Annotated in this window: 15 protein-coding genes; 8 read left to right on the top strand and 7 right to left on the bottom strand. The window is 67.1% G+C overall.

Features of this window, described 5'->3' with window-relative positions; genetic code table 11:
- Window positions 1-12 precede the first annotated feature (12 nt).
- Entirely contained in the window at window positions 13-882 is an 870-nt protein-coding gene (locus ABLE91_RS14430) for a protein-methionine-sulfoxide reductase heme-binding subunit MsrQ (RefSeq protein ID WP_348931648.1), read from the top strand.
- Window positions 883-942: 60 nt separating this feature from the next.
- Window positions 943-1,692 (top strand): hypothetical protein, encoded by a 750-nt coding sequence (locus ABLE91_RS14425; RefSeq protein ID WP_348931646.1) that lies wholly within the window; start codon window positions 943-945, stop codon window positions 1,690-1,692.
- Here the strand turns inward: ABLE91_RS14425 and miaA are convergent, their stop codons facing one another.
- Window positions 1,693-2,628, bottom strand: a complete 936-nt coding sequence (gene miaA, locus ABLE91_RS14420; RefSeq protein ID WP_348931645.1) for a tRNA (adenosine(37)-N6)-dimethylallyltransferase MiaA — start codon at window positions 2,626-2,628, stop codon at window positions 1,693-1,695.
- Window positions 2,629-2,655: 27 nt separating this feature from the next.
- Between miaA and serB the strand changes: the two genes are divergently transcribed.
- Window positions 2,656-3,555, top strand: a complete 900-nt coding sequence (serB, locus tag ABLE91_RS14415) for a phosphoserine phosphatase SerB (protein ID WP_348932065.1) — start codon at window positions 2,656-2,658, stop codon at window positions 3,553-3,555.
- Window positions 3,556-3,826: 271 nt separating this feature from the next.
- Here serB and ABLE91_RS14410 read toward each other — a convergent pair whose 3' ends face one another.
- The 6 genes from ABLE91_RS14410 to ABLE91_RS14385 all read right to left on the bottom strand — a co-directional run bounded on the left by ABLE91_RS14410 (window position 3,827) and on the right by ABLE91_RS14385 (window position 8,368).
- The gene (locus tag ABLE91_RS14410; RefSeq protein WP_348931642.1) at window positions 3,827-5,317 is read right to left on the bottom strand and encodes a DegQ family serine endoprotease; all 1,491 of its coding nucleotides are present in this window, start codon (window positions 5,315-5,317) and stop codon (window positions 3,827-3,829) included.
- A 115-nt stretch (window positions 5,318-5,432) separates the two neighbouring features.
- Complete coding sequence (locus ABLE91_RS14405) at window positions 5,433-5,618, bottom strand: DUF2065 domain-containing protein (protein ID WP_348931640.1); 186 nt, start codon at window positions 5,616-5,618, stop codon at window positions 5,433-5,435.
- Window positions 5,619-5,633: 15 nt separating this feature from the next.
- The gene (gene hflC / locus ABLE91_RS14400) at window positions 5,634-6,563 is read right to left on the bottom strand and encodes a protease modulator HflC (protein ID WP_348931639.1); all 930 of its coding nucleotides are present in this window, start codon (window positions 6,561-6,563) and stop codon (window positions 5,634-5,636) included.
- On the bottom strand, window positions 6,560-7,711 hold the full coding sequence (gene hflK, locus ABLE91_RS14395; RefSeq protein WP_348931638.1) for an FtsH protease activity modulator HflK: 1,152 nt from the start codon (window positions 7,709-7,711) through the stop codon (window positions 6,560-6,562). Before hflK ends, hflC begins: the two co-directional genes overlap by 4 nt.
- 196 nt (window positions 7,712-7,907) lie before the next feature.
- Complete coding sequence (locus tag ABLE91_RS14390; RefSeq protein ID WP_348931636.1) at window positions 7,908-8,183, bottom strand: ribbon-helix-helix domain-containing protein; 276 nt, start codon at window positions 8,181-8,183, stop codon at window positions 7,908-7,910.
- Window positions 8,180-8,368 (bottom strand): DUF4169 family protein, encoded by a 189-nt coding sequence (locus tag ABLE91_RS14385; protein ID WP_348931635.1) that lies wholly within the window; start codon window positions 8,366-8,368, stop codon window positions 8,180-8,182. Before ABLE91_RS14385 ends, ABLE91_RS14390 begins: the two co-directional genes overlap by 4 nt.
- 288 nt (window positions 8,369-8,656) lie before the next feature.
- On the opposite strand from ABLE91_RS14385, the gene fumC reads away from it, so the two are divergent.
- The 5 genes from fumC to ABLE91_RS14360 all read left to right on the top strand — a co-directional run bounded on the left by fumC (window position 8,657) and on the right by ABLE91_RS14360 (window position 12,984).
- Entirely contained in the window at window positions 8,657-10,048 is a 1,392-nt protein-coding gene (fumC, locus tag ABLE91_RS14380) for a class II fumarate hydratase (RefSeq protein ID WP_348931633.1), read from the top strand.
- A gap of 55 nt (window positions 10,049-10,103) precedes the next feature.
- Complete coding sequence (locus ABLE91_RS14375; protein WP_348931631.1) at window positions 10,104-10,709, top strand: ParB-like protein; 606 nt, start codon at window positions 10,104-10,106, stop codon at window positions 10,707-10,709.
- A gap of 101 nt (window positions 10,710-10,810) precedes the next feature.
- Entirely contained in the window at window positions 10,811-11,422 is a 612-nt protein-coding gene (locus tag ABLE91_RS14370; RefSeq protein ID WP_348931630.1) for a LemA family protein, read from the top strand.
- Window positions 11,423-11,594: 172 nt separating this feature from the next.
- Complete coding sequence (locus ABLE91_RS14365; protein ID WP_510181950.1) at window positions 11,595-12,356, top strand: TPM domain-containing protein; 762 nt, start codon at window positions 11,595-11,597, stop codon at window positions 12,354-12,356.
- 1 nt (window position 12,357) lies between these two features.
- Window positions 12,358-12,984, top strand: coding sequence for a TPM domain-containing protein (locus ABLE91_RS14360; protein ID WP_348931629.1), 627 nt, complete (start codon window positions 12,358-12,360; stop codon window positions 12,982-12,984).
- Window positions 12,985-13,159: the final 175 nt, after the last annotated feature.

Raw genomic sequence — 13,159 nt, 5'->3', positions numbered from 1 at the left:
GAGCACATCCCCATGCCCCTGTTCCACGAAAAGTCCGGCAAGTTCTCTCCTGAGAAGACCGTCTCGCTTATCGGCGTGATCGTGCCTGCGCTCTGGCTTGCCGGCCGGGCCATCGCGGGGGATCTCGGCGCGCGGCCGGTGACGGAGGCGATCCACTTCACCGGCCTCTGGGCCGTGCGCTTCCTGCTCATGAGCCTTGCAGTGACACCGTTCCGGCGGATCTTCCATTGGCCGAAGCTGGTTCTGGCCCGGCGCACGCTCGGGCTCGCAGTGCTCGGCTATGCCACGCTCCATCTCGGCCTTTACGTGATGGACCAGGGCTGGAACGTGGGCGCGGCGGTGATGGAGATCGTGCTGCGCTTCTATCTCACCATCGGCGCCGTGGGCGTGGCGCTCCTGCTGGCGCTTGGCGGCACGTCGTTCGACAAGGTGATCCGCCGCATGGGCGCGAAGCGCTGGAATGCGCTCCATGCCAGCGTTTACGGCATCGCCATCCTCGCCATCGCCCATTTCATGATCCAGTCCAAGCTGGACGTGACGGAGGCGGTGCTCATGGGCGGGCTGCTGATCTTCCTGTTCGCCTATCGCATCACGCACCATCTCACCAACAACGTGACCATCCCCCTGCTGGCCTTGCTGTCGCTGGTCTCGGCGGCGCTGACGGCGGCGGGGGAAGTGGGCTGGTATGCCGCCGCCACCGGCATCGATCCCTGGCTGGTGCTTCAGGCCAATGTCCAGCCGGCGTTCGGCATCAGCCCGGCCTTGTGGGTGCTGATGGCGGGATTCGCCCTGACCGCCGCCGCCTTCCTGCGGGCGAAGCTGGCGCCGCCGAAGAAGCAGGCGCCACTGAAAAAAGCGACGCCGCGCACATCGGCGGTGTGAAGCGTTCCGAAGCACTGGGATCGGCGCTATCGTCCGCCACGGGTGACCGGGGAGGGGGCGATGAACCAGATCATCAAGAACGTGCTGTGGTGGGTTTGCCTGTGCTTTGCACCTTTGGTGCTGGCGGGCATGGAGCTGTTCCACCCTGAAGGCTTCAGCAACGATCCGGGCATGTATGCCTACCTGTGCACGGCCCAGCCCTTCAGCCCCCGCCATATGGCGCTGGCCTATTTCGGCCCGGAATGGTGGTTCACGCTGCACATGATCCAGCTTCCCATGCTGGGGCTGGTTACCGTGGGGCTCTGGCTCGCCATGGACGGCATCGAGACCGGCGCTGCGGTGCTGTTCGCCTGGCTTTCACGGGCTGCGACCTTCGCCTTTCTCCTCGGCTATACGGCGCTTGATTCCATCGGCGGCGTCGGGCTCGGCCGCACCATCCTCAACATGCAGGCGCTGGAGGCGGCGGGGAAGCTGAATGCCCAACAGATGGAGGGCGCGGCCCTGCTGCTGAACACCAACTGGGTCGATCCCTGGATCGGCGGCATGGGCTCGTTCATCAGTCTCATCGGCTCCTGGGCCGTCTTCCTCAGCGCCCTGTTCGCGGCGGCGGCGCTGTTCCTGGCCAAGAAAGCCCCGTGGCCGGCGCTGCTTCTGCTCATCGGCTTTGGCTGGGAGATCCAGGTGAGCCATGCAAGCCCGCACGGCCCCATCGGCTTCGCGCTGCTTGCCGCCGCCGCGCTGTGGATCCGCCTCGCCGGCGCCTCCCGCGCACCTTCGGCGTCGGTGCAAACCGTGCCGGCGGCGGGCTGATCAGGGCAACTGGGCGAGGAGGGCGGGCAGGGCGTCCTCCGGTGCATGCCGCTGCCAGTCGGCCATCTGGTGGCGGAACCAGGTCTGCTGGCGCTTGGCGTAGCGGCGGGTGTCGGCCTGCCCTTCGGCGGCGGCCTCCGCCAAGCTGATTTCGCCTGCAAGATGGCGCGTCAGGGCCGGCGCGCCGTGCGCCTTCAGGATGGGGCGGGCCGTCGGCAGGTGCCGGTCCGCGAGCTGGCGCACTTCTTCCAGCGCGCCGTGCGCGAGCATGGCGTCGAACCGCCCGTCGATGCGCGCGCGCAACGCCTCGCGGTCCACCTCGAGCACGATGCGCAGGCTGCGGTCGGGGGAAACCAAGGGTGTGCCGTCCGTGCCCTGCCATTCGGCCAAAGGCCGGCCTGTCGCCTCCACCACCTCCAGCGCGCGCAGGATGCGCTGGCGGTCATTGGGGCGCAGGCGGAAGGCGGTGAGGGGGTCCTGGGTCGCGAGCCGGGAATGGAGCACGCCACTACTCTCGCCCTCTGCCTCCGCACGGATACGCACGCGCACCTCTTCCGGGATGGGGGGCACTGGCGCGAGGCCGACGGTGAGCGCACGGAAATAAAGCCCGGTGCCGCCCACGACGATGGGCAAGCGCCCCGCCGCGCGCACGGCGGCGAGCGCGGAGGCCGCATCCTCCATCCAGCGGCCAACGGAATAATCCGTGTCGCCGTCTACGTGGCCGTAGAGAAGGTGGCGGGCGCGGGCCTCGTCCTCCGGGCTCGGGCGGGCGGTGAGGATGCGCAGGTCGCGATAGACCTGCATGGAATCCGCATTCACCACCACGCCGCCCGTGGCTTCCGCCAGGGCGACGGCGAGGGCGGACTTGCCGCTCGCCGTCGGACCTGCGATGAGCACCGCATCCGGCATTGCAGCGCACACATCACCTGCGTGCATCAGGCCGTCCTCATTCGGATGTTCTCCATGGTCTATGTGGCGACCCTTATCTCAAATCCCGCCCATGCGCTGCTGACGCGCGACCTGGTGGCCGCGGCGCGCGCCGTTCTCCCGGAGGCGGGGGAGGGCAATGTGCTCCATGCCGAGGTGGCCGTGGACATCCCCTTCGACCCGCCCTTGGGTGCCGAGCCGCGCGAACTCACCGCCGCCGTGCGCGCAGCGCTCCATGGCGCGCCGGTGGATGTGGTGGTGCAGCTGGCCGCCGACCGGCGCAAGCGCCTGTTCCTGGCGGACATGGATTCCACCATGATCGGCGAGGAATGCATCGACGAGCTGGCCGACCTCGTGGGCATCAAGGAGCATGTGGCCGCCATCACCGAGCGGGCCATGCGCGGCGAGATCGACTTCGAGCCGGCCTTGCGGGAGCGCGTGGCGCTGCTGAAGGGCCTTTCCGCCGGCGTGGTGGACGAATTGCTGCGCGAGCGCATCCACCTGACCCCCGGTGGGCCGGAGCTGGTGGCGACCATGAAGGCGCATGGCGCTTATACGATGCTGGTTTCCGGTGGCTTCACCTTGTTCACCGGCCCGGTCGCGGCGCGCATCGGCTTCGACGAGAACCGCGCCAATGTGCTGGTGGTGGAGGATGGCCGCTTTGCCGGCCGCGTGGAGGAGCCCATCCTCGGGCGTGACGCCAAGACGGCGGCGCTGGTCGAATATCGCGACCGCCTGCGCCTCTCGCCCTCCGAGACCCTGGCGGTGGGGGACGGAGCGAACGATCTCGGCATGCTGTCGGAGGCCGGGCTCGGCGTCGCCTATCACGCCAAGCCCAAGGTGGCCGAGGCGGCCCATGTGCGGATCGACCACGGGGACCTGACCGCGCTCATCTACATGCAGGGCTATACGCACGAAGAGATCGTGCGGCCGTGAGATCCCGTCATGGCCGAGCACTTCGTTTCCAAAGGAATTAGCGTCGTGCCCCCTCTCCCCGCGGGGGAGAGGGTTGGGGTGAGGGGGAACCACCCTCTCCAATCTTAATAAGCCGGAGCCCCTCACCCGTCGCCTGCGGCCTCGACCTCTCCCGCTCGGGGAGAGGTGAAAATCCGGCTCTTTCGGGACTGAGAGGCCTGTCGCATCAGCGCCGCTGGTCGGCGCGGCCGGACGCGATCCGGCCATTTGGCTGAAGGGGCTTGGAGCCCCCTCAGTTCAGCGGGATGGCCACGTAGCGGTTCTGGCCGTCGGCGTCGGAGACCAGCAGGAGCGCCTGGCTCCGCCCGTCCTTCTTCAGCGCCTCGATGCGCTTCTGCACATCGGACGGGCTGGAGACGGGCTCCTGGCCCACTTCCACAACCACCTGGCCCGCCTTCAGGCCCTTGTCGGCGGCGGCGGAGTTGCGCTCGACGTTGAGGATCACAACGCCGGTCACGCCGTCCTTGATCTTGAAGCGCTTGCGCAGATCATCGGTCAGGCCGGAGAACTCGACGCCCAGCAGGCGCTGCGCGGCCGCCTTGGGGGCGGGGGAGGGGGTGTCCGCGGCAGCGGCCTGCTTCTCGTCCTCGGGCATACGGGCGATGGTGATCTTCAGGGTCTCTTCCTTCCCCTTGCGGATGACCACCACCTCCACTTCCTTGCCCACGGGCGTGTCGGCGACGACGCGCGGCAGGTCGCGCATCTCCTTCACGTCCTTGCCGTCGAACTTGACCACCACGTCGCCGGCCTTGATCTCCGCCTTCGCCGCAGGCCCGCCGTCGCTGACACCGCCCACCAGAGCGCCCCGCGCCTTGCCGAGGCCGAGGCTCTCGGCGATCTCGTCGGTGACCGTCTGGATGCGCACGCCGATCCAGCCGCGCCGCACTTCCTTGAATTCCTGAAGCTGGGCGAGAATGGGCTTTGCGGTGTCGGAGGGCACGGCGAAGCCGATGCCGATGGAGCCGCCCGAGGGCGAGATGATCGCGGTGTTGATACCGATCACCTCACCGTCCATGTTGAACAGCGGGCCGCCGGAATTGCCGCGATTGATGGCGGCGTCCGTCTGGATGAAATTGTCATAGGGGCCGGAATTGATGTTCCGGTTCCGGGCGGAGACCACGCCCACGGTGAGCGTGCCGCCGAGGCCGAAGGGGTTGCCGATCGCCATCACCCAGTCGCCCACCCGCAGCTTGCTGGAATCGCCGAACTTCACGGCGGTGAGCGGCTTCTCAGGCTTCACCCGCAGCAAAGCGAGGTCGGTCTTGGTGTCACGGCCGACCAGCTCGGCCTTCAGCTTCGAGCCGTCGTTGAAATTGGCGTAGATCTCGTCCGCGTCGGCGATCACGTGATTGTTTGTCACGATCAGGCCGGTGGGGTCGATCACGAAGCCGGAGCCGAGCGAGGAGACGCGGCGCGAGCGCTGGCTGTTGCCATTGTCCCCGTCGCCGTCCGGCTGCTGCTGCCGGCGCTTGAAGAAATCGTCGAAGAAGTCCTCGAAGGGCGAGCCCGGCGGAAGCTGCGGCGTGGGCACGCTGCGCGAGGCGGCGACATTCTGCGAGGTGGAGATGTTCACCACCGCGTCCATCACCACCGCGGCGGTGTCGGCCACCGTGTCGGGACCCTTGGTGGCGGCCGCGAAGGCCGGGCCGAACCCGGTGGCGGCGGAAAGGGCCAAGGCGAGCGCGAGGGCCGGGGCGGACAAAAAGCGGCTTCCAGCAGACATGACCTCTCCTCGCGAGGCGGGGCGCAAGACGGCACCCCTGACGTTGGTGGACCTGAAACCCTATGCGTCGCCCGCCATTGAGGCGGAAAAGGGACGCCACCTCAAGTCTGCCCCATCATCCCCGCACGAGCCAAACCACAATCACGCCAACGGCGCCCACCAGCAGCCCGGAGATGCGCAGAGGCGTCTCCGGGGCCTTCAGCACGGCCTTTATGGCGTTCCGCCAGATGCCGGGAAAGGCGGCGAGCACCAGCCCTTCAAGCACGAGGACGAGTCCGATCGCCGCCAGGAGATCCCGCATGGCGACCGGCCGGCCTCAGCGCGCCGGCGCTGGTGGGGGAACGGTGGGCGTCTGCCCGCCGGGCGCCGTCGCACCGCCCATCGGGTCCGCGAAGTAGCGGAAGAACGATGTGGAATCGGGGCTGATGACGAGACGGGTGTCGTTCGACTTCAGGCTCGCCTCGAACGCCTGCATGGAGCGGTAGAAGGCGAAGAAGTCGGGGTCGCGCCCGTAGGCTTCGGCGAAGATCTTGTTGCGCTCCGCATCGCCTTCGCCGCGCATCTGCTCGCCCTTCGAGTTGGCTTCCGCCACCACGATGGCCGCCTCGCGGTCGGCGCGGGCACGGGTGCGCTGCGCCGCCTCGCCGCCCTGGGCGCGGATTTCGGCCGCTTCCCGCTGGCGCTCGGTCTGCATGCGCTGGAACACCGCCTGGCTGTTGGCTTCCGGCAGATCGGCGCGGCGGATGCGAACGTCCACCACGGTGATGCCGAAATTTGACGCCTCGCGGTTCACCTGCTCGTTGATGCGGGCCATCAGCGCCTCGCGCTCGTCGCGCACCACGCGGATGAAGGTGCTCTCACCCAGGACCCGGCGCAGGGCCGAGTTGAGGATGGTGGCGAGGCGCGAATTGGCCGCCTCGATCGTCCCGACCGACTGGTAGAATTTCAGCGCGTTGGTGATGCGGTAGCGCGCGAACGCGTCCACCACCAGCCGCTTCTGGTCGGAGGCGATGACCTCCTGCTGGGGGTTTTCTAGGTCCAGGATGCGGTTGTCGATATAGACCACGCTGTCGATGAACGGGATCTTCCAGTGCAGTCCGGGCGTGGTGATGGGCGGCAGCGGGCTGCCGAGCCGCAGCACCAGCGCCTGCTGGGTCTGGCTGACGGTGAAGGCCGCGGAATAGAGCCCGACCAGCACCACGGCGATGACGACGGCGATGAGGCCGCCGAGGAAAGAGTTTCTCATCGAGCGGCTCCCTGGCTGGGCGTGCCCTGAACGGGGGCCGGAGTGGTCGTGGGACGGCGACCGATTTCGCCGAGCGGCAGGAAGGGCACAACACCTCCGCCTGCGCTTGCGCGGGCGGCGCCCTGGTCCAGAAGGATCTTGTCCATGGGCCCGAGCACGCGCTCCATGGTCTCGAAGTACATGCGCTGGCGCGTGATGTCCTTCGCGTTCACATATTGCTCAAAGACCTTCACGAAGCGGTCGGCCTGGCCGCGCGCTTCCACCACGGTGCGTTCGCGATAGGCCTGGGCGGCGTTGTCGATGCGCGACGCCTCGCCGCGCGCCTCGGGCAGAACCCGGTTGGCATAGGTCTGGGCTTCGTTCTGGGCGCGCTCCGCGTCGGCACGGGCGGCCTGGACGTCGCGGAAGGCATCGATGACCTGCGAGGGCGGGTCCACCTTCTGCATCTGCAACTGAGTGATGCGGACGCCGGCGCCGTAGCTGTCCAGGGTGCGCTGCATGAGATCCTGCACGCCGGTCTCGACGGTTTGCCGGGCGCCGGTGAGGATCGGCTGGATGTTGGTGCGGCCGATCACCTCGCGCATGGAGCTCTCGGCGACCGCCTTGATGGTGCCTTCCGGGTTCTGGACGTTGAACAGGAAGTGCTCGGCGTTGTTGATCACCCAGAACACCGCGAAGTCCACGTCGACGATGTTCTCGTCGCCGGTAAGCATCAGGCTCTCTTCCGGCACGTCGCGCAGCACCGTGTTGCCGCGCCGGGGGTCTTCGGTGACCCGCATGCCGATATCGATGCGGTTCACGCGCGTGACCTTGGGGGTCAGCACCGTCTCGATGGGGTAGGGGAGGTGATAGTTGAGGCCGGGCTGGGTGAGCTGCACGAAGCGCCCGAAGCGTAGCACGACGCCCTGCTCGTCTGGCTCGACCCGGTAGAAGCCGGAGAGCAGCCAGCCGGCCACCAGCAGCGCCACCAGCAGGATGACGCCCTTGAGGCCCATGGAGCCGGGGAGCATGTTCCGCAGCCGGTCCTGGCTGCGGCGGATCAAATCTTCAATATCGGGTGGTGTCGGTCCGGAGGATGAGGGCCCCGTTCCCCATGGGCCGCGAGGCCCACTTCCCCATGGGCCCCCACTCTGATTCTTCCACGACATCCGCCGTCTCCCGTTGGAGCGCCGCGACAGCAGCGGTCCACGTCGTCTCGTTCTCCGCCACCACCGCCATCGCTGTGTCAACCGTCTCAGGGACGGCGCACGCGCTACGGAGGCAGCGGGTTATAGAAAGGCACGCGTCACGTTTCAATGTGGCGCGTGCCTCACTCAATGACATCAGATAGGTGAGCTGCAAGGCTTACGCAACGGGAGCTCCGGCTCCGGTGCGCTCGCTGGGCCCGTGTCCCCTGCCTGAAGAGGCATAACCACGATAATAATCGAGGACGAACAGCCGGATGGCGGAGGAGAGGTTTCCCTGGGTCCGGGACGAGTCGATCGTCGCCACGAGGTCGGACAGGGTCAGGCGGCGACCAGCAGCGATTTCCTTCAGCGCGTCCCAGAACGCATCCTCAAGGCTCACGCTGGTCTTGTGACCGGCGATCACGATGGACCTCTTCACCACGGGGCTTTTCATGTTTGTTCCCTCTTCGTGAGCGTGTGCCCGTCAAGCCTCCGGTCCTGAAGCTGCCGTTCGGCGGCTTCAGCCTCTCGCTCCTTTTTGGAGCGGCCGAACTTGGCGCGGTTCTGCGCCGCCTCGGCCTCGGCCTTGCTCCGTGCGACGGATTTCCGCGCACGGCGAAGATTGACGATGTCGCCCACCTCAAACCTCGATAGGCGGCGTGGCTTCCCCCGAAAAACCAGCCGTGTTTCTCCCGCGCCCAGAAGCCCCAGTGGGGCCCGCTCTCCGAACAAGGCGCCGGACTGATGCAGTAAGCCTGCGATCCAGGGCGAAGCTATGGCAAATAAGCGTCCGGCGAGCCATCTCTGGCTACCTCCGCATAACTATTTTACCTTCACCCAGGGGAGGAATAGGGTTCCGCTTCCCTCTGGCTGCATGTCGATTTAGAAGCCCAGACGCTCACGGGAAAACGCGGAGAGGCGAGCCAGATGACTGCGACACGCACGGAAACGGATACGTTCGGCCCCATCGAGGTCCCCGCGGACCGCTACTGGGGGGCGCAGGCGCAGCGATCCTTCGGCAATTTCAAGATCGGCTGGGAGCGCCAGCCGGCGCCCGTGATCCGCGCCCTCGGCATCATCAAGCGCGCGGCGGCCGAGACCAATATGGGCCTCGGCAAGCTCGACCCGAAGATCACCGCCGCCATCGTCGAGGCCGCCGGCGAGGTGATGGACGGCAAGCTGGACGATCATTTCCCGCTGGTGGTCTGGCAGACCGGCTCGGGCACCCAGTCCAACATGAACGCGAACGAGGTGATCTCGAACCGCGCCATCGAGATCCTCGGCGGGGAGATGGGCTCCAAGAAGCCGGTCCATCCCAACGACCACGTCAATATGAGCCAGTCGTCCAACGACACCTACCCGACGGCGATGCATGTCGCCTGCGCGGAGGAGATCGTCCACCGGCTGCTGCCGGCGCTGCGCACCCTTCACGCCGCGCTCAATGACAAGGCCGAGCAGTGGAAGGACATCATCAAGATCGGCCGCACCCACACCCAGGATGCGACGCCGCTTACCCTCGGCCAGGAATTCTCCGGCTACACCGCCCAGGTGGAGCACGGCATCCAGCGAATCGAGATGACCCTTCCCGGCCTGATGCAGCTCGCCCAGGGCGGCACGGCGGTGGGCACCGGCCTCAACGCCCCTATCGGCTTCGCCGAGAAGGTGGCGGAGCATATCGCCGCCATCACCAAGCTGCCCTTCACCTCGGCGCCGAACAAGTTCGAGGCGCTGGCCGCCCATGACGCCATGGTGTTCTCGCACGGCGCCATCAACACGGTGGCGGCCTCGCTGTTCAAGATCGCCAACGACATCCGCTTCCTCGGCTCGGGCCCACGCTCCGGCCTCGGCGAGTTGGCGCTGCCGGAGAACGAGCCCGGCTCGTCCATCATGCCGGGCAAGGTGAACCCCACCCAGTGCGAAGCCCTGACCCAGGTCTGCGTGCAGATCTTCGGCAACAATGCCGCGCTCACTTTCGCCGGCAGCCAGGGCCATTTCGAGCTGAACGTCTACAATCCCGTCATGGCCTACAACTTCCTCCAGTCGGTGCGGCTGATGGCGGATGCGGCCAACAGCTTCACCGAGCATTGTGTGCTGGGCATCGAGCCGCGCGAGGACAACATCAAGGCGGCGCTGGAGCGTTCCTTGATGCTGGTGACGGCGCTGGCCCCCAAGATCGGCTATGACGCCGCCGCCAAGATCGCCAAGACCGCCCACCACAACGGCACCACGCTCCGCGAGGAGGCCGTGGGCGGCGGCTATGTGACGAACGAGGAGTTCGACGCCGTCGTGCGCCCGGAGAAGATGATCTCGCCGGGCTGAGGCAGCTTAACGGGGCAGCGCCCGGCGCTGCCCCTTCGATTTGCGAGAGGCGGGCATGAGCAAGCGCGAAGTCGAGATCGCCGATCTGCACCCCACCCAGCTCACGCTGGGCCTGGTGGAGGTGGCGAAGCGTGCCAAGCGAATGTCCGCTCTCGGGAAGCGCGAGCTGGACGCGCTTGTGGAAGACAAGCCCGTGCCTTGCGTCATCGGCCCCAAGGGCCGGCTCTACATGATCGACCACCACCATCTGTGCCGCGCGCTCCTACTGTGCGGCCGCAACACGGTGTTCCAGGACGTTTCCGCGACCAAGGACTGGTCGCACATGGAGCTCCACGAATTCTGGCCGGCCATGGACAAGGCCGGCATGTGCTGGCCCATCGATGCCGATGGCAACCGCCGCCCTTATGCGCGCATCCCGGACCATGTGCGCGCGCTCACCGACAATCCCTGGCGCACCCTTGCGCGCGGCGTGCGGGGCAAGGCGTTCCGGGATGATGACGACACGCCGTTCAAGGAATTCATGTGGGGCGAATATTTCCGCACCTTCATGAGCAAGCGGCTCATCGAGACCGATCTTGACCTTGCGGAGGATCTGGCCCTCGATCTGGCCATGCTGGACGAGGCCCAGGATTTGCCGGGGTTCATCGGAAAGGAAAAATAAACCGCTAAAGGGGAGCTGGGCAGCGCCAGGGATGTGGAGCTGCCCGACAAAAGCCGACGGATCTCACCGCCACGTGGCACGCCGCCCAGGAAGGTTCTGACATGGTCGCCCTCAGCCCCGCCCTTCACCGCCTGAAGATTCCTTCGCTCATGATGCTGGTCGCGTTCTTTCTGGCGGGATGCGGCATCAACAACATTCCGACCGAGGAAGAGCGGGCCAAGGCGGCCTGGAGCGAGGTGCTGAACCAGTATCAGCGCCGCTCCGACCTCATTCCCAACTTGGTGGAGACCGTGAAGGGCTATGCCACGCAGGAGAAGGACGTGCTGACCTCCGTGGTGGAGGCGAGGGCCAAGGCAACCTCCGTGCGGGTGGACGCTTCCACCATCACCGACCCTGCCCAGTTCAAGCAGTTCCAGGACAGCCAGTCCCAGCTTTCCGGCGCGCTCGGCCGGCTGCTTGCGGTGGCGGAGGCCTATCCGGACCTGAAGTCCAACCAGAACTTCCTCGCCCTCCAGTCCCAGATCGAGGGGACGGAGAACCGCATCGCGGTGGCGCGGCGCGATTATATCGAGGCGGTGCGGCTCTATAATACGGAGCTGCGCACCTTCCCCGGCTCGATCTGGGCCGCGACCCTCTACCGCACGGCCAAGCCCATGGAGACCTTCACCATCTCCGAGCAGCAGATGCAGGTGCCGAAGGTGAAGTTCAACTGAGCGGGTGGGCGCCTTTATGCGGGCTTCACCCTTGCCGATCGAGCGATGCGCTCCCTCTCCCGCTTGCGGGGGAGGGTGGGGGACGCGGCTGACGTGCCGTCTCCCGCTTTCCAGCGCTGTCCGGCCTGCGGCCGGCCCCCTCCCTAGCCCTCCCCCGCAAGCGGGAGAGGGGATGACGGCACGTGTCGCGGGAGGGATGCTCCTCACCCTCTGCCTCCTCTTTCTCACCGTGCTCCCGGCCCTCGCCGAACTCACCTTCCCCGCGCTGAGCGGCCGCGTGGTGGACGCGGCCCGGGTGCTCACGCCGCAGGTTCGCTCCGACCTCGACCAGAAGCTCGCGGCCCAGGAGGCCAAAGCCTCCGACCAGTTCGTGGTGGCCACCGTGCCCTCGCTCCAGGACACGTCCGTGGAGGACTATGCCAACCGTCTGTTCCGCTTCTGGAAGCTGGGCCAGGCCAAGCAGAACAATGGCGTGCTCCTGCTGGTGGCCCCCACCGAGCGCAAGGTGCGCATCGAGGTGGGCTACGGCCTTGAAGGCATCATCACGGACGCGGTGGCGAGCACCATCATCAACACCGCCATCCTGCCGTCCTTCAAGGCCGGTGACATGGCCGCCGGCATCGTGAAGGGCGCGGACGCGATCCTAGAAATCCTCAACCTCGATCCCGAGGAGGCGCGTCAGCGGGCCAAGGGTCTGGAGGCGGAGGCGGACGAGGACGAGTGGATCTACATCGTCGTCTTCGTGGTGATGCTGCTCATCTTCATCTACCTGATCTATCGCGGCGGGGGTGGGGGAAGCGGCGTGCGGCGCAAGGGCGGCGCGGTCTATTTCCCCGGCTCCGGCGGGGGCTGGAGCGGTGGTTCGTCTGGTGGCGGCGGTTTCTCAGGGGGAGGGGGATCGTCGGGAGGCGGTGGCGCCTCCGGGGGATGGTGAGATGGCGAACGCACCTATCCTGAGCCAGGAAGAGCACGCCCGCATCGCCGAGGCGGTGGCGCGGGCGGAGGAGAAGACCTCCGCGGAGATTCGCGTCGCGGTCTCTACGACGCCCTTGGTCGGGCATACCCATCATGTGACGCTCTGGGCGGCGCTGATCGCCCTGGTCCTGCCTTGGCTGGTGATTCTGCTGGTGCCAATGCCGACGCTGCGGCTGCTGGCGGTGCAGGCGGCGGCCTTTGTCCTGCTTTGCGGCATCCTTGCGATTCCCTCGGTGGCGCGGGGGCTCGTGCCGAGGCGGGAGAAGCGGATGGCGGCGCAGGTGCTCGCCCGTCAGGTTTTCCTCGCCCACGGCCTTCACCAGACCGCGGCGCGCACCGGCATCCTGATCCTCGTGGCGCCCGAGGAGCGGCTCGTCGAGGTGGTGGCGGACACGGGGGTGCACGAGGCACTGGGCGCGGACGCGTGGCAGCGCATCTGCGATGCGGTGTCGGCGAAGGCCTCCGGTGGGGCGCTGGGGGAGGGAATCGTCCAGGGCGTGACCCTAGCCGGCGAACTTCTGGGAGGCCCGATGCCTGTCCGTCCGGGCGATCGAAACGAGGTTCCCGACCGGGTCGTCATGCTGTAAAAAGGCGCTGCAGCCGCCTTTTTCCGCCTTTTGCGCGTTCGAAGGCCGGTATTTTTGTCGGGCAGGCTTGGCGGGCCTTGACGCAAAGCGACTCTCCCAGTAGAAGCCCCCCTACTTTCGCGGCAGGCGGTCGGCGCCTCCAGTGATCGGTGCGGCATCCCCAGACATGGGCGCC

The organism is Aquabacter albus (assembly GCF_040049275.1).
Lineage (GTDB): Bacteria > Pseudomonadota > Alphaproteobacteria > Rhizobiales > Xanthobacteraceae > Aquabacter.
Note: the sequence above shows the minus strand (reverse complement) of the source record. Positions and strands in the feature narration are given on the sequence as shown.

Bases quoted from the DNA above. Each gene is read 5' to 3' on its own strand.
- ABLE91_RS14430 (WP_348931648.1), top strand. From the start codon at position 13: ATGCCCCTGTTCCACGAAAAGTCCGGCAAGTTCTCTCCTGAGAAGACC.
- ABLE91_RS14425 (WP_348931646.1), top strand. From the start codon at position 943: ATGAACCAGATCATCAAGAACGTGCTGTGGTGGGTTTGCCTGTGCTTT.
- miaA (WP_348931645.1), bottom strand. From the start codon at position 2,628: ATGCACGCAGGTGATGTGTGCGCTGCAATGCCGGATGCGGTGCTCATC.
- serB (WP_348932065.1), top strand. From the start codon at position 2,656: ATGGTCTATGTGGCGACCCTTATCTCAAATCCCGCCCATGCGCTGCTG.
- ABLE91_RS14410 (WP_348931642.1), bottom strand. From the start codon at position 5,317: ATGTCTGCTGGAAGCCGCTTTTTGTCCGCCCCGGCCCTCGCGCTCGCC.
- ABLE91_RS14405 (WP_348931640.1), bottom strand. From the start codon at position 5,618: ATGCGGGATCTCCTGGCGGCGATCGGACTCGTCCTCGTGCTTGAAGGG.
- hflC (WP_348931639.1), bottom strand. From the start codon at position 6,563: ATGAGAAACTCTTTCCTCGGCGGCCTCATCGCCGTCGTCATCGCCGTG.
- hflK (WP_348931638.1), bottom strand. From the start codon at position 7,711: ATGTCGTGGAAGAATCAGAGTGGGGGCCCATGGGGAAGTGGGCCTCGC.
- ABLE91_RS14390 (WP_348931636.1), bottom strand. From the start codon at position 8,183: ATGAAAAGCCCCGTGGTGAAGAGGTCCATCGTGATCGCCGGTCACAAG.
- fumC (WP_348931633.1), top strand. From the start codon at position 8,657: ATGACTGCGACACGCACGGAAACGGATACGTTCGGCCCCATCGAGGTC.
- ABLE91_RS14375 (WP_348931631.1), top strand. From the start codon at position 10,104: ATGAGCAAGCGCGAAGTCGAGATCGCCGATCTGCACCCCACCCAGCTC.
- ABLE91_RS14370 (WP_348931630.1), top strand. From the start codon at position 10,811: ATGGTCGCCCTCAGCCCCGCCCTTCACCGCCTGAAGATTCCTTCGCTC.
- ABLE91_RS14365 (WP_510181950.1), top strand. From the start codon at position 11,595: ATGACGGCACGTGTCGCGGGAGGGATGCTCCTCACCCTCTGCCTCCTC.
- ABLE91_RS14360 (WP_348931629.1), top strand. From the start codon at position 12,358: ATGGCGAACGCACCTATCCTGAGCCAGGAAGAGCACGCCCGCATCGCC.